At 56.4% G+C, this 22,644-nt stretch carries 21 protein-coding genes; 15 read left to right on the top strand and 6 right to left on the bottom strand.

The genetic code is table 11. The features are described from left to right. Positions 1-201 precede the first annotated feature (201 nt). On the top strand, positions 202-1,203 hold the full coding sequence (locus tag Y5S_RS01460) for a quinone-dependent dihydroorotate dehydrogenase (protein ID WP_035229667.1): 1,002 nt from the start codon (positions 202-204) through the stop codon (positions 1,201-1,203). Between the two features lie 197 nt (positions 1,204-1,400). Here Y5S_RS01460 and rmf read toward each other — a convergent pair whose 3' ends face one another. Then, positions 1,401-1,607 carry a ribosome modulation factor gene (rmf, locus tag Y5S_RS01455; RefSeq protein ID WP_035229665.1) on the bottom strand — a complete coding sequence of 69 codons (207 nt, stop codon included), beginning with the start codon at positions 1,605-1,607 and terminating at the stop codon, positions 1,401-1,403. A gap of 274 nt (positions 1,608-1,881) precedes the next feature. Here rmf and rlmKL point away from each other — a divergent pair, with 274 nt between their 5' ends. From rlmKL to Y5S_RS01440, 3 genes are all read left to right on the top strand, one after another. Then, the gene (gene rlmKL / locus Y5S_RS01450) at positions 1,882-3,996 is read left to right on the top strand and encodes a bifunctional 23S rRNA (guanine(2069)-N(7))-methyltransferase RlmK/23S rRNA (guanine(2445)-N(2))-methyltransferase RlmL (protein ID WP_035229663.1); all 2,115 of its coding nucleotides are present in this window, start codon (positions 1,882-1,884) and stop codon (positions 3,994-3,996) included. Then, entirely contained in the window at positions 3,993-4,220 is a 228-nt protein-coding gene (locus Y5S_RS01445; RefSeq protein WP_035229661.1) for a glutaredoxin family protein, read from the top strand. Before rlmKL ends, Y5S_RS01445 begins: the two co-directional genes overlap by 4 nt. 253 nt (positions 4,221-4,473) lie before the next feature. Further along, complete coding sequence (locus tag Y5S_RS01440; RefSeq protein ID WP_156107524.1) at positions 4,474-4,782, top strand: DUF6482 family protein; 309 nt, start codon at positions 4,474-4,476, stop codon at positions 4,780-4,782. Positions 4,783-4,890: 108 nt separating this feature from the next. On the opposite strand, the gene Y5S_RS01435 is transcribed toward Y5S_RS01440, so the two are convergent. Genes Y5S_RS01435 through lexA form a run of 3 tightly spaced genes read right to left on the bottom strand, consistent with a single transcriptional unit; the run spans position 4,891 to position 6,728 of the window. After that, entirely contained in the window at positions 4,891-5,715 is an 825-nt protein-coding gene (locus Y5S_RS01435) for a TatD family hydrolase (protein ID WP_052041313.1), read from the bottom strand. Further along, positions 5,666-6,082, bottom strand: coding sequence for a DUF1499 domain-containing protein (locus Y5S_RS01430; protein ID WP_035229656.1), 417 nt, complete (start codon positions 6,080-6,082; stop codon positions 5,666-5,668). The genes Y5S_RS01435 and Y5S_RS01430 overlap by 50 nt, the downstream gene beginning before the upstream one ends. 31 nt (positions 6,083-6,113) lie before the next feature. After that, positions 6,114-6,728 carry a transcriptional repressor LexA gene (gene lexA, locus Y5S_RS01425; RefSeq protein WP_035229653.1) on the bottom strand — a complete coding sequence of 205 codons (615 nt, stop codon included), beginning with the start codon at positions 6,726-6,728 and terminating at the stop codon, positions 6,114-6,116. A 331-nt stretch (positions 6,729-7,059) separates the two neighbouring features. On the opposite strand from lexA, the gene Y5S_RS01420 reads away from it, so the two are divergent. Then, a complete protein-coding gene (locus tag Y5S_RS01420; RefSeq protein ID WP_035229651.1) occupies positions 7,060-7,710 on the top strand; it encodes a cyclic nucleotide-binding domain-containing protein in 651 nt (216 codons plus the stop codon). 167 nt (positions 7,711-7,877) lie between these two features. Here Y5S_RS01420 and Y5S_RS01415 read toward each other — a convergent pair whose 3' ends face one another. Next, complete coding sequence (locus tag Y5S_RS01415; protein ID WP_035229649.1) at positions 7,878-8,324, bottom strand: universal stress protein; 447 nt, start codon at positions 8,322-8,324, stop codon at positions 7,878-7,880. Positions 8,325-8,794: 470 nt separating this feature from the next. On the opposite strand from Y5S_RS01415, the gene topA reads away from it, so the two are divergent. From topA to Y5S_RS01380, 7 genes are all read left to right on the top strand, one after another. Then, positions 8,795-11,530, top strand: a complete 2,736-nt coding sequence (gene topA, locus Y5S_RS01410) for a type I DNA topoisomerase (protein ID WP_035229648.1) — start codon at positions 8,795-8,797, stop codon at positions 11,528-11,530. Positions 11,531-11,735: 205 nt separating this feature from the next. Further along, positions 11,736-12,266 carry a DUF6586 family protein gene (locus Y5S_RS01405; protein WP_035229647.1) on the top strand — a complete coding sequence of 177 codons (531 nt, stop codon included), beginning with the start codon at positions 11,736-11,738 and terminating at the stop codon, positions 12,264-12,266. A 147-nt stretch (positions 12,267-12,413) separates the two neighbouring features. Continuing rightward, complete coding sequence (locus tag Y5S_RS01400; RefSeq protein WP_231552602.1) at positions 12,414-13,187, top strand: alpha/beta fold hydrolase; 774 nt, start codon at positions 12,414-12,416, stop codon at positions 13,185-13,187. A 153-nt stretch (positions 13,188-13,340) separates the two neighbouring features. Continuing rightward, the gene (locus Y5S_RS01395) at positions 13,341-14,132 is read left to right on the top strand and encodes an outer membrane lipoprotein-sorting protein (RefSeq protein WP_035229645.1); all 792 of its coding nucleotides are present in this window, start codon (positions 13,341-13,343) and stop codon (positions 14,130-14,132) included. Positions 14,133-14,135: 3 nt separating this feature from the next. Continuing rightward, a complete protein-coding gene (locus Y5S_RS01390; protein ID WP_035229644.1) occupies positions 14,136-15,419 on the top strand; it encodes a hypothetical protein in 1,284 nt (427 codons plus the stop codon). Positions 15,420-15,716: 297 nt separating this feature from the next. Further along, complete coding sequence (locus tag Y5S_RS01385; protein WP_035229643.1) at positions 15,717-16,349, top strand: TetR/AcrR family transcriptional regulator; 633 nt, start codon at positions 15,717-15,719, stop codon at positions 16,347-16,349. Between the two features lie 201 nt (positions 16,350-16,550). After that, complete coding sequence (locus tag Y5S_RS01380) at positions 16,551-17,456, top strand: PhzF family phenazine biosynthesis protein (protein ID WP_231552601.1); 906 nt, start codon at positions 16,551-16,553, stop codon at positions 17,454-17,456. Between the two features lie 503 nt (positions 17,457-17,959). Here Y5S_RS01380 and Y5S_RS01375 read toward each other — a convergent pair. Further along, complete coding sequence (locus tag Y5S_RS01375) at positions 17,960-19,024, bottom strand: 3-deoxy-7-phosphoheptulonate synthase (protein ID WP_052041311.1); 1,065 nt, start codon at positions 19,022-19,024, stop codon at positions 17,960-17,962. Between the two features lie 620 nt (positions 19,025-19,644). Between Y5S_RS01375 and Y5S_RS01370 the strand changes: the two genes are divergently transcribed. The 3 genes from Y5S_RS01370 (at position 19,645) to Y5S_RS01360 (ending at position 22,568) form a co-directional block, all read left to right on the top strand. Continuing rightward, positions 19,645-20,274, top strand: coding sequence for a TetR/AcrR family transcriptional regulator (locus Y5S_RS01370; RefSeq protein WP_035229640.1), 630 nt, complete (start codon positions 19,645-19,647; stop codon positions 20,272-20,274). Positions 20,275-20,589: 315 nt separating this feature from the next. After that, complete coding sequence (locus tag Y5S_RS01365) at positions 20,590-21,270, top strand: histidine phosphatase family protein (RefSeq protein WP_035229637.1); 681 nt, start codon at positions 20,590-20,592, stop codon at positions 21,268-21,270. Between the two features lie 89 nt (positions 21,271-21,359). Then, positions 21,360-22,568: an acyl-CoA dehydrogenase family protein gene (locus tag Y5S_RS01360; protein ID WP_035229635.1), complete on the top strand. Its 1,209-nt coding sequence runs from the start codon at positions 21,360-21,362 to the stop codon at positions 22,566-22,568. The last annotated feature ends 76 nt before the right edge of the window (positions 22,569-22,644 follow it).

The following is a 22,644-nucleotide window of genomic DNA, read 5'->3' as shown; positions in this document are numbered from 1 at the left end:
AAAACCGCCCCCGCCGGGAATGCCCTCCCCAGTGGGAGCGGGCGTTCGACCGCGAAACGGCATTTCCAGCCTGGCACAGCGCATCGCGGCGGAACCGTCGCTCACACAAAACGGAATGCTCCCCCTGTCCGACACAAAGCATCGAAGTAACCGCCCCCCTTGGCTATAATGCGCGCCAGCTCACCAGTTGCGGACGCCTCAATGCTGTATTCCCTTGCCAGACCCTTATTGTTCTCCCTCTCTGCTGAACAGTCCCATGACCTGACTCTGGCCATGCTGCGTAAGCGCGCGGGCAAGATGTGGCCTGGATGCCAGGTCTCTTCGCCGGTGAAGGTGATGGGGATTGAATTTCCCAATGCGGTAGGGTTGGCTGCCGGGCTGGACAAAAACGGTGATTGCATTGACGGTTTGGCCGATCTGGGCTTTGGCTTTATCGAGATCGGTACCATTACTCCGCGCGCCCAGCCGGGCAATCCTAAGCCTCGGCTTTTCCGCGTGCCAAAAGCCAACGCCATCATCAACCGCATGGGTTTTAACAACCAGGGAGTGGATTACCTGGTCAATGCGGTGAAGCAGAGCAAGTATGAGGGCGTACTGGGTATCAATATTGGCAAGAACAAGGACACCCCGGTGGAAAACGCCGTGGAGGATTACCTGATCTGTCAGCAGAAGGTGCATGCCTATGCGACTTATCTGGTAGTGAATGTGTCTTCTCCAAACACCCCCGGCCTGCGTGAATTGCAGCATGGGGATGCCCTGAATACCTTGCTGGCGACCTTGCGTGAAGCCCAGGATCGGCTGGATGAGCAGCATCGTCGCAAGGTTCCACTGGTTATCAAGATTGCGCCGGACAACACCGCAGAAGAACTGCAGGCCATGGCGGAAGCTTTCGTGAAACACCGTATCGATGGCGTCTGCGTTGGCAACACCACGCTGTCTCGGGAAGGTGTGAAGGGCTTGCCTCATGGGGAAGAGCAGGGTGGGCTAAGCGGTACACCGCTTACTCCGATTGCCAACCAGGCGCTGGAAACCATGAGTAAGGCGCTTGATGGCCGTATCCCGATTATTGGTGTCGGTGGTATCACCAGCCCCGAAGACGCGCTGGCCAAGAAAGCCCTGGGCGCTGAACTGGTGCAGATCTACAGCGGCCTCATCTACCAGGGCCCGGGCCTGATCAGCAAGATCGCCCGTGCCTGGAAGTAGGTATCCGGGAAGGAAAGACGGGTTTTCCACAGAGGTCACAGGGATCACTGGGGAAAAGAAGGATTTCACACTGTGTGCTCTGTGCCCTCTGTGGTGAAATTGCCTTTGGATGGGCGGAACGCCCATTAAAAAGGGCCCTGGTGGGGCCCTGTGGGTCGGCGCGCGAACGCGCCGGCGCATTGGTGAACTTGGAAGGTTTAACCGATATTCTTCAGATTCTGAATGCTGGCCACACCCAGCATGCCTTGAGCGAGGTTGGTACGACCTTCACGCCAGCCACCCATCCAATTGGTTCGGGCCTGAAGTGAGCCGAAGGGGCAGTCTTCTCGGGATTTACCATCAAGGCCAGCGTTGTAGCCTTTGTTGTAGGCGCGGTCGTCTCTGTTTCGTTTTTGTCGCTTCATAGACGCTTTTCCTTTCACATACATCAGTACAAAAAGAAATAACCCCGGGCAATGCGAACAGGCCCGTTGTGTTGTGGACTTCACCTCCGGGGTCGACAGATTCAGTATGGAAAACGGGTAGAGTAGTGTCGAATATCAAGTAGCAATATCATCGCGGCCCTTTAAGCATATGACGTATAAAGGACAGCGAGATGACAGTTTGTGTAACACACTGAAAGTTATAGATAAATATTTTATGTGATTGCACAAAACAGTCACTTACGAGGAACTGATAATGGAATTTGTAGCCACCAGTATGCCGGGTATCGCGCCTTTACTGGCAGAGGAACTCGGCACACTGGGCATATCGGTAACGGAGACAGGCAAGGCTCATGTCGAGTTTTCCGGAGGCACTGCCGATGCGCTAAAGGTGTGTTTATGGTCTCGTCTGGCGGAGCGGGTACTGTTGCCCCTGGCCAAACTGGGAGTGACCCCGGACATCGCACCTGAAAAACTGGCAGCAAGTCAGGACTGGCTTGCACTGGTCGGCAATGATGCGCCGATTCATGTGAATGTGGAACATGGCCTTGGCGTGCGTGGCGACAACCGTATCAGTGCCAAGCGATTTATTCAGGCGTTGCCGCCCCAGTTCACCATTTCACGGGATCTGCGTGGTAGCTGTTGCCTGCGTGCTCGCCTGGATCAAAACGAAGCGCACCTGTGGCTGGATCTGGCCGGTGATCCATTACACCGCCGCGGCTACCGTCTTGCTGGTGGCCGGGCACCGTTACGTGAAACCCTGGCCGCTGCCATGCTTTGGGCTGCAGGTTGGCATAAGGAAGACCGTCCTGGCGCTTTGCTGGATCCTTTTTGTGGATCGGGAACCTTGTTAATCGAAGCCGCATTGATGGCCGCGGGAAGAGCCCCGGGCCATCAGCGGCGTCATTATGGTTTTCAACACTGGCGGGGGTGCCGCCGCCAGCTATGGCAGGCAGCCATGGATCAAGCTGCTGCCAGTGCAGACCGTCCAGTACCGGCTTTGTCCCTGAAGGGGTTTGATGCGGATCTCAAAGCCATTCAGCTGGCCCAGCAGAATGCCGAGCGGTCCGGGGTGCGCCATGCCATCCATTTTGAGCGCCGTGAACTGGGTGCGCTGCGACCAAGGGATGTGGCAGATGAGGGGGTGATGGTCACCAACCCGCCTTGGGGGGAGCGCCTTGATGAGCAGGAACAGGCAGGCTGGTTGCACCTTGGCCTGGGTCGCATCATGGCCAGGCTGGCTCCGGGCTGGCAGGTCGTTTTGCTTGGTGCTGATGCCCAGGTAATGGACCGCTCCGGCATGAATCTGGAAAGCCAGTGGCGCTTGAAAAATGGGCCGTTCAATAACTTCATTCGCCTTTATTCTCCGCGCCAGCAACAGCCGGTGGAGGTAGTGCAAGTAGCCGATAGCGCGGCGTTTGATGTGCCCGAGCAAGCCATGCCGCTGGTCAACCGGTTGAAGAAAAACGGCAAGCATCTGCGCCGTTGGCTGGAACGTGAGGATATCCAGTGTTATCGCCTCTATGACCGGGATCTGCCTGAATTCAATGTGGCCGTGGATATCTACGGTGACCAGGTACTGGTGCAGGAGTTTAAAGCTCCGAAAACGATTGATCCCGAGAAAGCACGCGAGCGTCGTGATTGGGCCGTTACGGCCGTGCGTGCTGCTTTGGGCGTGCACAGAGAGCAGGTGCATCTGCGTACCCGTGAGCGACAAAAAGGCAAGCAGCAGTACCAGAAACTGGATGGGCAGGGGCACTATCGTCCGGTGCGTGAGGGGCAGGCGCAGCTGTTGGTGAACTTGCAGGACTATCTGGATACCGGCCTGTTTCTGGACCACCGCCCGGTCCGTTTGCGTATTGCTGAAGAAGCCTCGGGCAAGCGTTTTCTCAATCTGTTTGCCTATACCGGTTCTGCCACGGTGCATGCTGCGGTGGGTGGCGCCAAGCGAACGGTAACGGTGGATGCGTCGAAGAAGTATCTGGAGTGGGCCGCCAGTAATTTGGCATTGAATGGTTTTTCCACAGATCAGCACAGCCTGGAGCGTGCCGACACCATGCGCTGGCTGGACGAATGCAAGGAGCAGTTCGATCTGGTGTTCTGCGATCCGCCAACATTCTCCAACAACAAGTCGCGTAGCGATTTCGTGGTGGAAGAGCATCATGGTGACCTGATTCGCAAGATCATGCGCCGGCTGGAGCCTGGCGGAGTGTTGTATTTCTCCTGCAACTTCCGGCGTTTCAAGCTGGATGAGTCCATTACCAAGTGGTACGACGTGGAAGACCTGACACGCTGGAGCATTCCGGAAGACTTCCGCCGTAATGACAAGATTCACGTGCTGTATGCCATTCGCCATGTGGAGGAAGCATGACGGTCGTGCTCTATACCACGCTGGGTTGCCACCTGTGTGAGCAGGCCCGGGAATTACTGATGATGGTTAACCCCGGCCTGGAAATCGACGCGGTTGATGTGGCAGAGAATGATGAGCTGATCGCGCAATACGGTGAGCGTATTCCGGTGCTGTCCCGAAATGGGCATGAGCTGGCATGGCCTTTTGGGCTGCTGGATGTGCAGGCATTTCTGCAAAAACCCTAGGCGGTTAAGACACCAGAAACTTCCCGGCAGGGGCGGGGAGATTCCACAAACCTGAAAACATTTTTTACCACAGAGATCACAGAGCACACCGAGAAAACCCAGGTTTTACCTCAGTGAACGCCGTGATCTCTGTGGTGAAATGGCATTTGATTTGGTTTTGGGGCGCACAGCCTGCGCTGGCTGGCACAAGAGCAGCAGATTCGCTGTTTTCTCATGACGCAGGTTTCACGAACAAGGCGTAATGCTGATGGTCATGAAGACGATCAGCGCAGATAAACTCAAAAAGCGACAGGCTGAGGAAATCGAGATTACCTCAGCCTGTCTGTCCGTGTGTACGGTCAGGGTTCGCCTGGACGGTGAATGGTTCTGGGTGACGGATCGAAATGGCAAGATTCAGCGTTTCAATGGGCCGGAGCACGCCAATAACCTGTTGAGTCATGTCTCGACCCCCAAGGCAACGCTGTTACATCACTCCGCCCATGCGGAAATGGTGGGGCAACCGGAAGGGGAGGTAATACCGCCCCTGAAAGTGGATTTCCACTGGCGTAGTGATCACGCCTGACCGATAGCCTTACCAAAAGTCTTTTCACCCCAGAGATCACAGAGTTTACCGAGGAAATCCAGGTTTTACCTCAGTGAACGCTGTGTGCTCTGTGGTAGAACAATGTTTTTACCGAGCAGTAAACAACGCCTTGGCATTGGCACTGGTCATTTCCGCCACGGTTTCGACTGCCTGGCCCCGCAGAGTCGCGATTCGCTGGCCGACCCACGGCAGGAGTGAGGGTTCGTTGCGGCGTTTTTTCGGTGGTGGTTCGGGCAGGTCGCGGGGCAATAAATACGGTGCGTCCGTTTCCAGCAGCAGGCGGTTATCAGGAATGTTGTGCACCAGATCGGCCAGTTCCTTACCGCGCCGTTCATCGCAGACCCAGCCAGTAATGCCGATATGACAGTCCAGGTCCAGATAGTCAAAAAGAGCGGCCTTTGAGCCAGTGAAACAGTGCACTACTGCTCCCACTAGATCATCACGAAATGCTTTCAGAATCGGCTGAAAACGTTCGTGAGCATCCCGTTCGTGGAGAAAGACCGGCAGCCTGGCATCTACCGCCAGTGCCAGCTGGGCTTCAAAGGCGGCTTCCTGATCCGGGCGGGGAGAGAAATCCCGATTGAAATCGAGGCCCATTTCACCGGCAGCGCGAACAGCAGGATGCCGAAGCATGTCGCGCAACTCCCTTTCGAGTTCAGGGGAATAAAAACGGGCGCTGTGCGGGTGCAGGCCGGCAGTGGCGAACAGGTCATCGTGCTGCTCTGCCAGCGCGATAGCCTGACTGGATTCGGCAACGCTGGTGCCGGTAATCAACTGCCAGCTAACGCCGGCGTGTCGTGCTCGCTGGATGACCGCATCGCGGTCATCGTGAAACTGCTTGTCAGTAAGATTGACGCCGATATCAGCCCACTGGACGGGCGGATTCGTTGTCGAGCTGTGCGCTTCGGTCATTGGATGGGGTCTCTGCCAGCTGTTCGCGCAGGGATTCTACCCGACGGCGATTGGCACCTAAATCCCAGTAGCCGACACGGGAAGCTGAGCGTACCTCTACCACGCCGTTTTCGCGCACATAGAAGGTCACATCATCCGTGAAACGCAGTACCAGGCTTTTGAAGCGTGCCTGAATCCGGGACTGGCCAACCACGTCGTATTCCACTCGTGGCAGGGAATCCAGAACGGACTGCACCCGCTGCAAGCTGGTTTCACGGCTGTCGGATACCGCTAACGGTGCAACCCAGTGATCCTTGCTGCCACTCAGGCTGGAAACACAATTGGGTGAGTTCGGGCACGGTGCGAGCAAGTTGTTATCGTCTGACATGACACTGCTACTCAGAACCAGAATAAAAACACTAGTAAGAATTCGGATCACGGATTAACCCCACAAAAATGCCTTCAATCACCAGCTGGTCAGCTGGCACCTTGATGGGCTCATAAGCCTCATTCGCAGGCAGCAGGGTAGCACTGGACTTGTTCAGTTTTAATGTCTTGACCGTGACTTCCTCGTCAATTCTGGCCACTACGATCTCGCCACTGCGCGCCACGTTGGATTTGCGCACCGCAATCAGGTCGCCATCGAAGATACCCGCATCCACCATACTGTCGCCCTGCACTTTGAGCAGGTAGGTGGGGCGCTGCTTGAACAGACCCTGAGGTACCGGCACTGTGCGCTCCACATTCTCAATGGCCTCGATGGGCACACCGGCGGCAACCTTGCCGACGATAGGTAGCTCTTCTTCACCCCAGTAGGCGTTGTCCAGCAGCTGGATGCCCCGGGAGCGATCGCTGTGCAGGCGAATGTAGCCCTTGCGTTCCAGTGCACGAAGGTGGTCTGAGGCAGCATTCTTCGACTGAAAGCCCATGATGTCGGCGATCTCCGCCCGGGTCGGGGCCATGCCGGTATCGGCAATGCACTCGCGAATACAGTCCAGTACTTGCTGCTGACGATCAGTGAGTTTGCTGCTCATAACCTTCTCCATGTAGGCGCAGAGGGCGGCGGAGGCGTGTCCGTCGTGTCAGTGAAAGCTGACAAACCGGCGCTTTCTTGTACGATTTTTTCGATGCTAGCACGGATACTGATAATATGAACAGTGTTATTTGTCCAGCCTGTCCATAAGGCCAATGTAAGGGGGCGAGCGTTTTCTCATGCTCCACGGGGCTAAGAAAAGTGCTGTCGCTGGCTCCTAATGCGCCATTTGGCTAATTTTTTTGAATCTCGTTTTAATGAGACGTTGTTCTCACTTCGCAGGGCGAATAGCATGGAGACTTTGTATCCATCAGCGTTTTGTGGGGTAACAGATGGAAAAGGCCAATAACAATGACTATGGCCAGGAACGTGCTCGGCAGCTGTTGTCTGGAGTGCCGTTCTTTAATGAAATTGACCGTGATGATGCAGAGCAGTTTGACCTGCTGGAAAGCAAGACCCAACTGTGGCTGGCGGGGCCAGGAGATGCGGTGATTCGCGAAGGAGATGTGGATTCCACCCTGTATTTCCTGCTTCGTGGCCAGCTGGAGGTATTGGGGGATTCCCCTGCTGCTGCTCCTCTTTACTATGTTTCGCCGGGCGAAGTGTTCGGCACGTTATCCATGTTACTGGGGACCCCCCGCAGTGCCGATATACGGGTTTCCGATAATTCTCGGGAGGCGGTCATTGCCAGTCTGGATTTCAATGATTTCAGCGAAGATGACAGCCCCTATACGCTGACTACACGTTTAGCCTTCTTCCACATGATTGTTCACCACATTCGCTGGACGCTGGAGGTCAAACGCATGGCGAACCCCGACCATGAGCTGGTTCAATCCATGCGCAAGCTGCCGGTTTTTCATGGCGAAAAAGGTAGCGAGGAAGAACTACGCTCCTTGCGCGAGCAGGCTCAGGGGCTGGCAGAACTGTTGTGCCGCTGGAACGAGGAAGGGCAGGGGAATACGGGGGCTCTCCAGCTAACCTAGAAGCAGTGAAGAGAGTTAACAGTTAACAGTGAATAGTTAACAGCGACGCGATCCAGGTTTTGATTTGATTAAAGCAATGAGGCCGCGCCCAAGAGTTGGGCGCGGCCTCATACGTTTAAAACCAGAAACCGTTGCTCGCGCAACTGTTCACTATTCACTGTTAACTATTAACTGCTTTTCTGGTCGACCTTCACAGCCAGTACATCACAGTGCGCCCCTGGCACCAGCCCTCGGGCGGTGGAGCCGAGCAGTAACGCCAGGCCGCTGCGGGTGTGGCTGCCAACGGCAATCAGGTCTGCCTCTAGTTTATCTGCCATGTCGAGAATGGTTTTCTCGATGGAGCCGAGCTCAACATGCACGTTGGTATCGGCAATGTCGTACTGAGCGGCATAGCGCGATGCCATGGCCCTGGCCTGATCCATCAGCCCGGTCTGCAGATCGGTGACGTCCATGGGAACGTCTGCGCCGTAGGCCAGCGCCAGCGGCTCGATCACATGAATCAGGTGCAGTTCGCCTTCGTTACCGGACAGGACACCGGCAGCACGTGACAGCACCTGGGCGGATTCGTCACTGCCATCAATGGCAACCAGGATTTTGCGATAGGGAGTGGGCACAATCTTCTCCAGCAGCAGCTTTCCTTCGAGTATAACGGTCTTTTAAGTGCTTTCCAGAGGTCTGGATAGGGAGCCTCTGAATAACCCCTTGCGTGCTCAGCGTGACCTGAAGCGTGCAGCTGTTGCGTCTTGTCTCGATGGTCAGGGTGGTGTCCTTTCCGAGAGGCAAGGCGCAGCAGATGTGCGCTTCAGGCTACGCCCTCCGGGTCTTTTTGGCTGAGCATGCAAGGGGTTATTCAGAGGCTCCCAAACTTTTCTGGTGGGGATCAAGGCCTTGTCATACGCGGGTTTGCGGCGCTTTCAGCGGGGCCTGTCACCGTGCGTGAGAAGGGCAGGGGTTGCTCTTGGGGGTGGCTCTGGTCTAGTACTAAAAAAGGAAGGCCGAGTCAGTTCCTGCTTGACCCGGCCATACCGGCGCTGTCTAAATAGCGCCCATCGCAAGCCTTAGATCGGATGTTGAGTACCTGAGAATGGGAAAATCGTTAGTCATTGTGGAGTCGCCTGCCAAGGCCAAGACCATTAACCGCTACCTGGGCGACGACTTCATCGTGAAGTCCAGTGTCGGCCATGTGCGGGATCTGCCGGTCAGTGGTGGCTCCAAAAAAAGTACCCCTCAGGAACGCGCCAAGGAGGCAGCGTATACCCGCTCCCTGCCAAAGGAAGAGCGTGAAGCCTATAAAAAGAAGAAGGCCAAGGCCCAGCTGATCAACCGCATGGGTATCGACCCGGAAAAAGGCTGGGATGCCCACTATGAAGTCCTTCCTGGTAAGGACAAGGTGGTCGACGAACTCAAGCGACTGGCCGAAAAAGCTGACCGTATCTATCTCGCTACCGATTTGGACCGCGAAGGGGAGGCCATTGCCTGGCACCTGCGGGAAGTGATCGGTGGTGATGACGCCCGTTTCGACCGGGTGGTGTTCAACGAAATTACCAAGAAAGCCATTCAAGCCGCATTTGAAGAACCGGGTAAACTGGATCTGCACCGTGTAGAAGCCCAGCAAGCCCGGCGCTTCCTGGATCGTGTGGTTGGCTTCATGATTTCGCCACTGCTGTGGGAAAAGATCGCCCGTGGCCTTTCCGCCGGCCGGGTTCAGTCCGTGGCCGTGGAATTGGTCGTCGAGCGCGAGCGGGAAATCCGCGCCTTTATCCCGGAAGAATACTGGGAGATGTACAGCGACACCCACAGCACCGAGGGCGAAGCCCTGCGTCTGCAAGTGGCCAAGCACAAGGGCCAGGCCTTCCGCCCGGATAACGGCGATGATGCCCACGCCCATCGCGCGGCGCTGGAAGCGGCGGGCAAGCTGACCATTACCCAGCTGGAGCAGCGCCCTACCAAATCTCGTCCGTCTGCACCTTTTATTACCTCCACCCTGCAGCAGGCGGCCAGCACCCGTCTTGGCTTTGGTGTGAAGAAAACCATGATGATGGCTCAGCGCCTCTACGAGGCGGGTCACATCACCTACATGCGTACCGATTCCACCAACCTGAGTGCCGACGCAGTGGCGGCCTGCCGTGAGTGGATTGGCGAGAACCTGGGCGACAAGTATCTGCCCGAGAAACCGCTGTCCTACTCCAGCAAGGAAGGCGCCCAGGAAGCGCACGAAGCGATTCGTCCTTCCGACGTGAACCGTCGTTCCGAACACCTGAAAGACATGGAGCGCGATGCCCAGCGCCTCTATGAGCTGATCCGTCGCCAGTTCATTGCCTGCCAGATGCCGCCAGCGGAATACCTGAGCAGTACCCTGACCGCCACCGGCAACGACTACGAGCTGAAGGCGAAAGGCCGTATCATGAAATTTGACGGCTGGACCCGTATCCAGCCGCCGGCTTCCCGCAAAGGTCAGGAAGACACTCTGCTGCCGGATGTGAAGGAAGGCGATATCCTCACCATCGATCAGGTGGATGCCGAGCAGCACTTCACCAAGCCGCCGGCCCGTTACACCGAAGCGAGTCTGGTGAAAGAACTGGAAAAGCGTGGTATTGGCCGCCCGTCCACCTATGCAGCGATCATTTCCACTATTCAGGATCGTGGCTATGTCCGTCAGGACAACCGTCGCTTCTATGCCGAAAAGATGGGTGACATTGTCACTGACCGGTTGGTGGAAAACTTCCCGCACCTGATGGATTACGGCTTTACCGCCAGCATGGAAGAGACTCTCGACCAAATCGCCGAGGGTGACCGTAACTGGAAAGATGTGCTGGACGAGTTCTACAAGGACTTTGTCGCTAAATTGGAAGCGGCTCAGGGCGAAGGGTCTGGCAAGCAGGCTATCGGTGGCATGCGCGCCAATCTGCCTACGGATACGGATATCGAATGCCCCACCTGCGGTCGTCCGATGCAGATCCGCACTGGTTCCACAGGGGTGTTCCTGGGCTGTTCCGGTTACGGCCTGCCGCCCAAGGAGCGTTGTACCGCCACCCTTAACCTGCTGCCCGGTGAGGAAGCTGTTGAGGTGAAAGCGGATGATGAAGAAGCCGAAATCAACGAGCTGCGGAAAAAGAAGCGTTGCCAGAAATGTGGCACCGCCATGGAAAACTACCTGATCGACGAAAAGCGTAAACTGCACGTCTGTGGTAACAACCCGGACTGTGATGGCTATGTGATCGAACAGGGTGAATTCCGCATCAAGGGTTACGACGGTCCGACCCTGGATTGCGAAAAGTGTAATCACGAGATGCAGCTGCGTACCGGGCGTTTCGGCAAGTTCTTCAAGTGCACCAATGAGGCCTGTGGGAATACCCGCAAGTTGCTCAAGAGTGGCGAGCCGGCACCGCCGCGGGCGGATCCGATTCCCATGCCGCACCTCAAGTGCGAGAAGTACGACGACGATCACTACCTGCTGCGTGACGGGGCCTCCGGCCTGTTCCTGGCTGCCAGCAAGTTCCCGAAAAACCGGGAAACCCGCCCGCCGCTGATTCTGGAAATCCAGAGTGTGGCCGAGCAGCTGGATCCCAAGCACAAGTATCTGGCTGAGGCACCGGCCAAAGATCCGGATGGCAACCCAGGTGTGCTGCGCTACAGCCGCAAGGCGAAAGAGCAGTATGTGATGAGCGAGATCGACGGCAAGGCCACGGGCTGGATGGCGTTCTATCGCGATGGCAAATGGGTGGAGGAGCAGACCAAGAAGAAGGCTCCCGCCAAGAAAAAGGCCGCCGCGAAGAAAAAACCTGCAGCCAAGAAGAAGGCGGCGGTGAAGAAGTCCTGATATCAGGAATGGCAAGTTTCAAGTTGCAACGCGACAGAGGCCCCTGGTAATTGCAAAGCTTGTGGCCGCGATCAGACTCTTGAGCGCGGCTGCAGATCCCGGGCTCCCTGCCTGATCTCGCCCGCGCCTTGCAACTTGAAACTTGTCACTTGCAACTCCATGTAGCCGTTAATCCTGATTTTCCTCCCGTTGGAAGCGAGTCCCCATGTCCCGAATGGTTCGTGAAAACACCGTCAGTGGTCTGCGTGAGCGGATCTATTTTGCCCAAGCCATGCTGCGTCAGCTGACTCACGATCAGCTCGAGGCGACCCCGACTATTCGTCTGGCACTGCGCGGTGCGGTGATATTTCACCTGTACTCCGCGTTGGTAGGAATGATTCGCCAGTCTGCCAAGACGTACCAGGTGCCCGGTGCGGATAACCTGTTCAGTTTGGCGGCCCTTGAGCAGGCGTTCACGGATGCAGGGGTAGAAGCGCCGGAAGTTGCCGTGCTGGCTCAGGCACGCAAGGATCGAGACGATCTGTTGGCCTGGCTGGATGGGGAAATGCAGACCGCACTGGGGGCTGCGGGCCTGGCTCGCCGCCCGGCTCCGCCCAGTGAGGCCAATGCCCTGAACCTGATGGCGGAAGACCGCTATGCGCCGTTGGCAGAAGGGGATCTGGAACGTCTATTCCTGGCCTCTTCTCGGGTAGCTGAACTCGTTGAGCACTGTGTGGGGTACCTGGAAGAGTGGTAACCCGCGAGTCAGCCCCGCGACGCTACCGTTAAGGTAATCCAATCTTGATAACCCGCCCACCGGCCTCAATGCTAGGCAGGTCGGGCTATTGGTTATTAGTTATTGTTCTTGGTGACGTCCGGCAGTTGTCGATTCCCCGGAGTTTCCATGACACGCCCCTATCGCTGGATGTCTGCCCTGTTACTGTTCCTGTCGGGATGGATGCTGTTAAGCATGCAGTCCGCCAAGGCTGACGCGCTGCCTGTCGTTTCAAAGGCGCAATCAGACTGTGTGGTTCTGCTCCACGGCTTGCGCCGTTCTGCGTGGGCCATGTCCAGAATCGAGGACTCCCTCACTGAGGCTGGCTACCAGGTGTATAACCAGGATTACCCCTCAACCTCTGCACCGGTTGAATCCCTTGCTCGTCAGGAAATAGCGCAGGCGCTTGATTGGTGTCGGCAGCAGGATGTGGCACGGGTGCACTTCGTGACGCATTCCATGGGCGGCATTCTGGTGCGCAGTTACCTGCAGGAGCAGTCCATCCCGGAGCTGGGCAGAGTGGTGATGTTGGCACCACCCAATCATGGCAGTGAAGTGGTGGATCGCATGCAGGATTGGTGGTTGTTCCGCAAGCTTACCGGACCAGCCGGGCAGCAACTGGGCACAGGCCCTGAGGGGATTGCCGCAAGGCTGCGGCCGGTGGCGGGGGAGATCGGCGTCATTGCCGGTACCCGCACCGTCGATCCCTGGTTGTCGTGGATAATCCCCGGAGAGGATGACGGTAAAGTGTCTTTGCCAAGTACCCGTCTCAAGGAGATGCGGGATTATCTGGAAGTACCTGCCAGCCATGCCTTCATCATGCGTAAAAGGGCGGTCATCAAGCAGGTGCTGACGTTCCTCCAACATGGCTACTTCGCCAGCCTCGAAGTGGGTTCGGCCTGACATTTACGCTAAATTTCTGACATCTCTTCACCGCCACAATGCCTATTTTGGCCTCATTGGCCTCGCCGTTTCCCGCGAGGCAGGTATCATGGTAAACACGATGTTGCGCACATCGTCGCTACAACAATGATCCCCTGACCAATGAGGACACCCATGACATTTCGTTTGCTCACCGCCTCCCTGGCGTTTGCCCTTGCTTTTCCGCTACATGCCAATGCTCAGACGCCTGAAGAAAGGGGGCTGGAGATCGCCCGTACAGCAGATGCCCGTGGTGATGGCTTCGGTGATTTTCAGGCAGACATGAGAATGGTGTTGATCACCAAGCGGGGCGATCAGGCCGAGCGCGAGCTGCGCGTTAAAACGCTGGAAGGGAAGGGCGATGAGGGAGACAAGAGTCTCACCATTTTCGATACTCCCCGCGATGTACGCGGCACCGCCATGCTCACCTTCAGCTACAAGACCAAGGATGACGACCAGTGGTTGTACCTGCCGGCTTTGCGTCGGGTAAAGACTATCGCCTCGCGTAACAAATCCGGCCCTTTCATGGGCAGTGAGTTCAGTTTTGAGGACATGCGTGGCCAGGAGGTGGAGAAATACACCTACAAATATCTGCGCGACGAAGCTTGTGGCGAGTTGACCTGTTATGTGATGGAGCGTTATCCCACCGATGAGCACTCCGGTTACACCAAGATGGTCGTCTGGCTGGACAAGGCGGAATACCGCACCTGGAAAGTGGATTACTACGACCGTCGTGGCAGTCTGCTCAAAACCCTGGAAGCCAGTGATTTCTCCCAGTATCAGGATAAGTTCTGGCAGCCCGCCAAGATGTCCATGGTGAATCACCAGACCGGCAAAGCCACGGACCTGTTCTGGAGTAACTACCAGTACGATACCGGGTTGAGCGAAGCCGACTTTAACCAGAACAGCCTCAAGCGCGCCCGATAAGCCATGAAGAAATCTCTTTTGACGGCATCGCTGCTGGTGATGCCGCTGATCTCCATGGGCTGGGAATTCCGTGGCGAAGTGGCGCTGGAAGGACGTTACTTCACTCAGGATTCCCCCTACCCGGAAGCGGATTATTCCACAAACGGTTCTGCTTACCTCAAGCCGGAAATCTTCCATGAGTGGAACGATCGGGATGATCTGTTCACTTTCATCCCCTATGCCCGTGTGGATGAAAACGATAGCGAGCGCACCCATTGGGATATTCGTGAACTGTCCTGGATCCATGTGGGGGATGGCTGGGAATCCCGGGTCGGGATTCGCAAGGTATTCTGGGGCGTCACTGAGGGACGCCATCTGGTGGATATTATCAACCAGACTGACCAGGTCGATCAGGTGGACGGTGAAGAAAAGTTGGGCCAGCCGATGATCAACTTTTCACTGGTGCGTAACTGGGGGATCGTGGATCTGTTCATCCTGCCGGGGTTCCGTGAACGTACCTTCGCCGGCGAAGAGGGCCGGCCGCGTACCCCGCTGCCGGTGTCAGATGATGCTCTCTATGAATCGTCCAAAGAGGATGGACGGGTGGATTTTGCCATCCGCTATCAGCAGTACTTCAGCAATGGTATCGAAATGGCGCTGTCCCATTTTTCTGGCACCAGCAGAGACCCATTGCTGATTCCACAAAATCTGACGTCCGCAGAATTGCAGTCCCTGATTCTGACGGGAGTGCTGCCTGCAGGATCGGACCCGGAATTCACACCACTGTACAACGTTATCGACCAAACGGGGCTGGAACTGCAATACCTGCAGAACGGTTGGCTATGGAAGCTGGAAGGTATTAGCCGGTCGGGGCAGGGGGAGCGTTTTTACGCGCTGGATGGTGGTTTCGAATACACCCAGGTGGGCTTGTTCGGCAGCGCTACGGATCTGGGCTGGATACTGGAATATATCTGGGAAGACCGGGATGACAGTCTGGCCTCGCCGTTAGCCAGCGATGTGCTGCTGGGTACTCGCTTTACCTTCAACGACGTGGCTTCCACCGAGATCCTTGCTGGCATCATCTACGATACTGAAGAGGAAGAGAAAGCCATTAGCTTTGAATCCAGCCGTCGCTTTGGCAACAACCTGAAGGCAACCTTGGAGGCTCGCTTTTACACCGACGCAGCTGATCCACTCAGCCCGTCAGCCCTGTACCGCGATGCGTTGCGAAACATCAACACCAATCCCGGCCTGGGGCCGATCAGCCGGTCTGACTTTGTTCAGGCGGAGCTGGTGTATTACTTCTGATTGTCTCTTGCCGCTGGCCGTTTAACGATCACAGGGCGGAATCGGAGAACGCATTCCGCCTTGTTCACAGGTCCTGACCAAGGCGTACTTTCTGGCCCGGTCTTCTGCACAGGCCATCCCGGAGCGGCTGTGGGAGCGGTCGTTCGACCGCGAAATCCCTTCCCCGTGCGGGCAGCAATCGCTATTTCCCTACTCATTGTTATCGCGTTCATCAGCCCTGCTTTTGGATTGCGTACTTGACCGAATGTGGCGCCAAACGTATGTTTGAAACGTATGTTTTGAACGCGGAGTGGGGTAATGGCACAGCCAGGGACAGTGGATCGGATTCTGGATACGGCAGAAGTGCTGTTCGCCCAGAAAGGGTTTGCCGAGACCAGTCTGCGGGCCATTACCAGTAAGGCTGGGGTTAACCTGGCTGCGGTGAATTATCACTTCGGTTCCAAGGAAGCCTTGATCCAGGCGGTCTTCGAGCGGTTTCTATCTCCTTTTTCCGAAGCGCTGAATGCCAAGCTGGCGGAAATGGAGGCCTCAGGTACTCCGGATACCCCGGAAAATCTGTTGGCGCTGATTTCTCGTCTGGCCCTGGGCACTCATCCAGAAGATCCACGCCGCGCCGCGATTTTCTTCCGCCTTTCCGGGCAGGCCTATAGTCAGCCAGTGGGACATCTGCGCGAATACCTGCATAAACAGTATGGTGCTGTTTTCAGCCGTTTGCAGGAACATATGCAGCGGGCTCTGCCCGATATGCCGCCGAGAGAGTTGTTCTGGCGGGTGCAGTTTGGATTAGGCGCCGCCATCTTTACCCTGTCCGGGATGGAATCCCTGAAAGAAATCAGCCGTAGCGATTTCAACATGGAAGCGACGGAAGCCGATATCACCGGGCGCCTGCTGCCATTCCTGATCGGTGGCATCACCGCTCCCATGCCGTAAGGCGTAACACAAAACCTTTTTTACCACAGAGACCACAGCGCTCACTGAGAAAACTCACTTGTTTATCTCGGTGAACCCTGTGGTCTCTGTGGTAATAGGTTTTAGCGTTTCAGGTTGCCGCTGCGGCAAGCGCTTGCCATTGCAATAATCCTCCCTTCGGGCATAGTCGAAGCATGGACAATAACAATGAGGATGGATGTTATGGCTCTCGATTATGCCTTGCTGGATGTGTTTGCCGGTGCCCCTTTTCAGGGCACCCAGATCCCTGTCGTTACCCTGTCCGGTGAGCCAATAGATGCTCGTGGCAAGGCCGCCATCGCCAGCGAGTTTCAGCAAACCGAGACGGTGTTTATCGAACCCGGCAATCGCGCTTCACCGGTATCGGTGTTCAATGGTCGGGGGCAGCAGCTGTTCGGTGCCCATACCATTCTGGCGGCATCTTATGTGGCCTATGAAATGGGGCTGACGCAGGATGAGGGCGACTTTGCCTCCTTTCTGTTGAAGCAAAACGACCAGTTGATTCAGAGCTTCGTGGACAAGGGTGACGCTGGCCCTGGCGCGATCCAGTTTGCTCGTGAACTGGACCCCACCATTGATCACTACACCCCTGAAATTGCCAAACTGGCGGCGGCGCTGAACACGGAGGAAAAACACATTTCCTTCAGCAAGTACAAACCCATGGTCGTCAGCGTAGACAAGCCAACCCTGATCGTGCCATTCACCAAACCCGAGCATGTGCTGTCAGCCAGCCTGAATACAGGTTACTGGGCGGCGCTTAGTGGCCATGTGTACACCACCGAACTGTTCCTGTTTGCGCCAGGTACCATTACCGGAGAGTCGGATTTCCACGGCCGTATTCTCAACCCGAATTTGCCTCGGGATGTCTATCCGCCTATCGGGAATGTCATGCCGGAATTTATTGCCTACCTGGCAGAACAGAAAGACACTGCCGATGGCACCCACACCTTCTCCATTGACCGGGGCAGTCTGGATACCCGCAAGAGCCTGTTGCGCGCCGAGTTCGACAAGCGGGCAGGCAAAGCCCTGCGCTGCCGGATCGGTGGCAAGGTAGTCAAGATGGGCGTGGGGTCGCTGCTGTATTCCTGAATCTGATCTACAACGTGGAGCTACGCTGTGCTGAATGACCTGACGCTGTATCAGCTGATCACTGCCTTCGTGATTTTCCTGCTGGTGATCGCCAGCGTGGCCTTTGTCGTGTATTTGAAAAACCAGCGCGGGAAGTGAGCAGCTTCGAGCTGTGAGCTATGAGCTGCCAGTCGCGACATAAGCCATGAGGTTCATCGGCACCGTGCCCGCGCCGGTGAGTTGAAAGTTCAAAGTGTAAAGTTGAAAAGGAAGCCCTGTGGGCAATGGCGGGGCTGTTATCGTAGGGCGGAAATGCCTCAGGGCATCTCCGCCTTACGCATCTGCAAAACCCAGCGCCGTGAGATCTGACAGGCCATGTCGGAGATCGGCTTTCGCCGATTTCCGACCTACACGGCCGGAAAGCTTCCCGGAAAATCAGCCAAGCCGTCCGCCCGTGTTCAAGGCTGGAAGCGCGGGCAGAGCGGCCCAAAACGACTCCCTACCCATCTCGCGCCTTTCAACTTTCAACTTTCAACTTTCAACTCGCCACTCAACCCCTCCAGCAACGCACAAGTCTTGTCCCAGCCCAGGCATCCGTCAGTAATGGAAAGCCCGTAGGCCAGTTCTCCATCCTGTCCCTGCCTGCCATCTTGCAGATGGCTCTCCAGCATGACGCCAGCAATATGGGATTGCCCTTCATCACGTTGAGCCAGCAGGTTACGCATAACGGCAGGCTGTTGCAGTGGGTCCTTGCCGCTGTTGGCGTGGCTGCAATCCACGATCAGGCGTGGGTTCTGGCCACGCTTGAGTAATTCGGATACGGCTTGATCCACGCTCGCAGCATCGTAGTTGGGGCCATCATGTCCACCACGCAGTACCAGATGGGTGTCCGGGTTGCCGGCGGTTTGTAGCAAGGCGGCACGGCCGTCTTCATCGACACCCAAATGACTGTGCGGGTGCGAAGCGGAACCCATGGCATCGCAGGCCACATCAATGCTGCCGTCGGTGCCGTTCTTGAAACCTACAGGCATGGCCAGGCCGCTGACCATTTCCCGGTGCACCTGCGATTCGGTGGTTCGCGCACCAATGGCGGCCCAGCTGAGCAGGTCACCCAGGTAGTCTGCGGCCATGGGGTGCAACAACTCGGTGGCCAGGGGCAGGCCTAGCTTTGCCAGATCCAGTAACAGATGCCGCGATACGGTCAGGCCGGTGGCCATGTCATGGCTGCCATCCAGATGCGGGTCGTAAAGCATTCCTTTCCAACCCACGGTGGTGCGAGGTTTCTCCACGTAGGCACGCATCACGATGAAGGCCCTATCCGCCAGTGTGGTGGCAAGCTCTGCTAGCTTGTGGCCGTATTCCAGCGCTGACTTGGGATCATGGAGAGAGCAGGGACCAGTGATGATCAGCAGGCGAGGATCTTCGCCATTGAGAATATTGCGGATGATCTGACGGTGGCCGGCAATCTGTTGCGCCAGAGAATGATCCACTGGCAACCGCTCACGCAGCGTAGCGGGAGAGGGCAGGGGCAGACTGCGGCGAACGTTGTCGCTCTTCAGTTCGGTTGCGGCATTGTGAAGCTGTTGCATGGTGTTTCCCTTGTTCTGTGCGTATTCGGTTATCGTCGAAATCGGATTCGGGTCTGTGGCCAAAAGCTAAATCGCAGGTGCTGCGCTGTCGGTTGATATCGGTACATGTTCTCTCTCCTGTACGGCGTTTTGACGGTCTGGCCGGGATTCAGGCAATAAAAAACCCCGGGCGGGATACCGACCGGGGTTTTCAGAGGTTTCGGCAGGCGTCCCGTAGCGGGCGCGCCTGGGTAAGGTCAGGCGCGCGAGCGGCTAAACCAATACCCAAAATAGAAAGCGACGGACACAACGGCGCGTACCGCCACTGGGGCAGTTAGCTGCTGTTGGGTACCGACATTCACTTTCATGGTAATTATCCTGTTCAAGAAGGCATCAGACTAACCAGCGGCGGCTATCCCTGCAAGTGGAAATCCCTCTGTACTGGAATAGGAAATAGCTATACCTGCTGTTTGATGACAAGTTGAAGTGATATTGGGCCAAAAATAACAGCGGTAGGGCTGGCCAACCTTCACCATCCTGCTGCAAGGTCAATGGTGTTGCCCGCTGGCTATGACAGACTTCGTCACGGTGTTTACTTCCCCTCTTGAAGAAGAAATAGACTGAAGACGAGGATGTCTCCCATGGCGCAACAAAGTGAAGCTTTGGCGTATGAGCCCCGCGATGCCATTCTTGAGGCGGCAGCATGGTGCTTCATGGAGCGTGGTTTCAATGCCACCAGCATCGATGATATTGCGCGTCAGCTGTCTGCGACCAAGGGGATGGTGTACCACTATTTTGATTCCAAGGCCGAGCTGTTCTTCGAGATTCATCATCGTGCCATGGATGCTCTGCTGGATGAGGTTCGCCCTGTTGCTTCTTCCGCTCTGCCTGCTTCACAACGTTTTTCCGAGATGGCCCGTCGCTATGTAAAGACGCTGATTGTTACCCGGCATTATCAGCGTACAGTCTCCGAAGCGGTGCAGATGGTGCTGCGCAGTTCCACCACGGAAACACAGCGGCAGCAGCTGACCAGCTTGCAGGATCGGCGCAACCACTGCGAAGCCCTGTTTCTCTCTGTGCTGGAGCAGGGCATCGAGGAAGGCTCCATGCTGGCACAGCGTCCCCGGATCGCCATCAAACCGGTGTTCGGTGCCATGAACTCCGTGATCAGTTGGTATCACCCCAGGGAAGACGAAACCCCGGAGCAGCTGGATCAGCTGGTAGCGGAAGTGGTGGATGTGGCCCTTAAAGGGGTGATGGGGAGCAACTAAGCGCCGAAACTGCTGTAGGAGCGGCGGTTCCGCCGCGAACCTGGCGAGCGAGGAAGGGTGTTCACACCGCTTGCTAACATTGGCGTCGAAGACAGCAAACCCAACCCTGTCCCAATTGCCGGCGGGCACCTGCTGGACGCCGGATCTAATCAACCATTCAGTCAACCAGTCGTCCTGCATGCCCCTCAGGCTTGCTCATCGAAGCTCCCCCTGTTATATGCATCAAACTTATTGGCCAGGATTCAAAATATCAATTTCACTAACAGTCTGGGCTGTTCTAGTCTGGGGCTACTTTCATCTCCCTAGGAGCAGCGCATGGCCCAGTTTTACCTTGTCCGTCACGGACAAGCGTCTTTCGGCAGTGACAACTACGATCAGTTATCACCTCTGGGGCACCAGCAGGCGCGCTGGCTGGGCGAATACTTTGCCGAACGGGACATGCAGTTCGATGGCTTGATGACCGGTGATCTGGTTCGCCATCAGGAAACCGGCGCAGGCATCTGCGAAGGCCTGGGCATTATGCTGCCTTCCGAGATTCACAGCGGTCTCAATGAATTCGACTTTCATGCCATTGTTCATGCGTGGCTTGCCCAGCATCCTGAAGCCGAGGCAAAGGAAGATGGAGCAAACCCTTCCTCTTTCTATAAGGCGCTCAAGGCAGCCATGAAAGCCTGGCGTCACGGTGAGTTGCAGGGCGACCTGCCTGAGTCCTGGGAAGGCTTTTCGGATCGTGTCGCCGCCGCCAGGGACCATCTACAGCAGCACTACAGCGACAAGGACAAAGTGGTAATTGTCAGCTCTGGTGGCGCCATGGGCATGTTCATGAAGCATGCACTGAACACGGCTGACGATACGGTGGTAGAGCTGAACTTGCAGATCCGCAATACCAGCCTGATTCACGGTTTCTTTAACCGCAAGGCGGTGAGAGTGGCCAGCTTCAATAATGTACCGCATCTGGACCGGGCTGACCGGTTCGACGCTATTACCTATTTCTGATCACGTACGCAGCATGACCAAGCGGCACCAAGACCGCCAACAGAGACTGTGATCGCGTAAGCCACAAACAAAGGACAAGGGAGAGCTGCATGGACTTTCAATACACCGACAAGATGAAGGAACTGGTGCTTCAGGTCCGCGAGTTCATCAATACAGAGATCCGCCCGGTGGAGGCGCGCTTTCGTGATGAACTGGCCGCCAATCCATGGGAAACCCCGCCAGTGATGGATGAGCTCAAGGCCAAGGCCCGGGCCAAAGGGTTGTGGAACCTGTTTCTGCCGAAAGAATACGGCGACTACAGTGCGGGTCTGAGTAACCTGGAATACGCCCCGTTGGCCGAAGAAATGGGCCGCAGCCTGATTGCCTCAGAGGTGTTTAACTGTGCCGCGCCGGATACGGGCAACATGGAAGTACTGGCCAAGTACGGTAATGAGCAGCAGAAGCAGCAATGGCTGGAGCCATTGCTGGAGGGCAAGATCCGCAGCGCCTTCGCCATGACCGAACCGGAAGTCGCATCCTCCGATGCTACCAATATTGAGACCCGCATCGAGCGAGATGGCGATGACTACGTTATCAACGGCCGCAAGTTCTACATCAGCGGTGCCATGCGCAAGAGCTGCGAGATCCTTATCGTGATGGGCAAGACCGATCCGGACAACCCCAATCGTCATGTGCAGCAATCCCAGGTACTGGTTCCCACCAACACCCCTGGTGTAAAGATCGTTCGCCCCATGAAAGTATTCGGGTATGACGATGCCCCGGAAGGCCATGCGGAAGTGATCTTCGACAATGTGCGGGTGCCGAAAGAAAACATCATTCTCGGCGAAGGGCGTGGTTTTGAGATCGCCCAGGGGCGTCTTGGCCCCGGTCGCATTCACCACTGCATGCGCTTGATCGGAGCGGCTCAGGAAGCCTTCGAGCTGATGGCCAAGCGGGTTAACGAGCGCCAAGTCTTTGGTCAACCCATGAGCAAGCAGGGTTCAGTGCGTGAAGATCTGGCCAAATCCTGGTGTGAAATCGAGCAAGCGCGCCTGCTCACGCTCAAGGCCGCTGACATGATGGATCGCGAAGGTAACAAAGTCGCCAAGGATTTGATCGCTATGATCAAGGTGGTTGCGCCCAATATGGCGTTAAATGTCATCGACCGGGCGATACAGGTCCACGGCGCGGTGGGTGTCAGTCAGGATACCCCGCTGGCTCACTTCTTCAGCTATGCCCGCAGCCTGCGGCTGGCAGATGGACCGGACCAGGTTCACATGATGCAGCTGGGCCGCACTCTGGCCAAGCAATTCGCCTGACAAGATCGTGTGCGGTGCTGTTTCAAAAGAACGGCGCCGTAACGAGCCATTTGCGTAGCAGACAGAACAACAGGAG

This window comes from Alcanivorax nanhaiticus, from assembly GCF_000756665.1.
GTDB classification, from domain to species: Bacteria; Pseudomonadota; Gammaproteobacteria; order Pseudomonadales; family Alcanivoracaceae; genus Alcanivorax; species Alcanivorax nanhaiticus.
The sequence above is the reverse complement of the archived record's forward strand: the minus strand, read 5'-3'. Positions and strand labels throughout refer to the sequence as shown.

Bases quoted from the DNA above. Each gene is read 5' to 3' on its own strand.
- Y5S_RS01460 (WP_035229667.1), top strand. From the start codon at position 202: ATGCTGTATTCCCTTGCCAGACCCTTATTGTTCTCCCTCTCTGCTGAA.
- rmf (WP_035229665.1), bottom strand. From the start codon at position 1,607: ATGAAGCGACAAAAACGAAACAGAGACGACCGCGCCTACAACAAAGGC.
- rlmKL (WP_035229663.1), top strand. From the start codon at position 1,882: ATGGAATTTGTAGCCACCAGTATGCCGGGTATCGCGCCTTTACTGGCA.
- Y5S_RS01445 (WP_035229661.1), top strand. From the start codon at position 3,993: ATGACGGTCGTGCTCTATACCACGCTGGGTTGCCACCTGTGTGAGCAG.
- Y5S_RS01440 (WP_156107524.1), top strand. From the start codon at position 4,474: ATGAAGACGATCAGCGCAGATAAACTCAAAAAGCGACAGGCTGAGGAA.
- Y5S_RS01435 (WP_052041313.1), bottom strand. From the start codon at position 5,715: ATGACCGAAGCGCACAGCTCGACAACGAATCCGCCCGTCCAGTGGGCT.
- Y5S_RS01430 (WP_035229656.1), bottom strand. From the start codon at position 6,082: ATGTCAGACGATAACAACTTGCTCGCACCGTGCCCGAACTCACCCAAT.
- lexA (WP_035229653.1), bottom strand. From the start codon at position 6,728: ATGAGCAGCAAACTCACTGATCGTCAGCAGCAAGTACTGGACTGTATT.
- Y5S_RS01420 (WP_035229651.1), top strand. From the start codon at position 7,060: ATGGAAAAGGCCAATAACAATGACTATGGCCAGGAACGTGCTCGGCAG.
- topA (WP_035229648.1), top strand. From the start codon at position 8,795: ATGGGAAAATCGTTAGTCATTGTGGAGTCGCCTGCCAAGGCCAAGACC.
- Y5S_RS01405 (WP_035229647.1), top strand. From the start codon at position 11,736: ATGTCCCGAATGGTTCGTGAAAACACCGTCAGTGGTCTGCGTGAGCGG.
- Y5S_RS01400 (WP_231552602.1), top strand. From the start codon at position 12,414: ATGACACGCCCCTATCGCTGGATGTCTGCCCTGTTACTGTTCCTGTCG.
- Y5S_RS01395 (WP_035229645.1), top strand. From the start codon at position 13,341: ATGACATTTCGTTTGCTCACCGCCTCCCTGGCGTTTGCCCTTGCTTTT.
- Y5S_RS01390 (WP_035229644.1), top strand. From the start codon at position 14,136: ATGAAGAAATCTCTTTTGACGGCATCGCTGCTGGTGATGCCGCTGATC.
- Y5S_RS01385 (WP_035229643.1), top strand. From the start codon at position 15,717: ATGGCACAGCCAGGGACAGTGGATCGGATTCTGGATACGGCAGAAGTG.
- Y5S_RS01380 (WP_231552601.1), top strand. From the start codon at position 16,551: ATGGCTCTCGATTATGCCTTGCTGGATGTGTTTGCCGGTGCCCCTTTT.
- Y5S_RS01375 (WP_052041311.1), bottom strand. From the start codon at position 19,024: ATGCAACAGCTTCACAATGCCGCAACCGAACTGAAGAGCGACAACGTT.
- Y5S_RS01370 (WP_035229640.1), top strand. From the start codon at position 19,645: ATGGCGCAACAAAGTGAAGCTTTGGCGTATGAGCCCCGCGATGCCATT.
- Y5S_RS01365 (WP_035229637.1), top strand. From the start codon at position 20,590: ATGGCCCAGTTTTACCTTGTCCGTCACGGACAAGCGTCTTTCGGCAGT.
- Y5S_RS01360 (WP_035229635.1), top strand. From the start codon at position 21,360: ATGGACTTTCAATACACCGACAAGATGAAGGAACTGGTGCTTCAGGTC.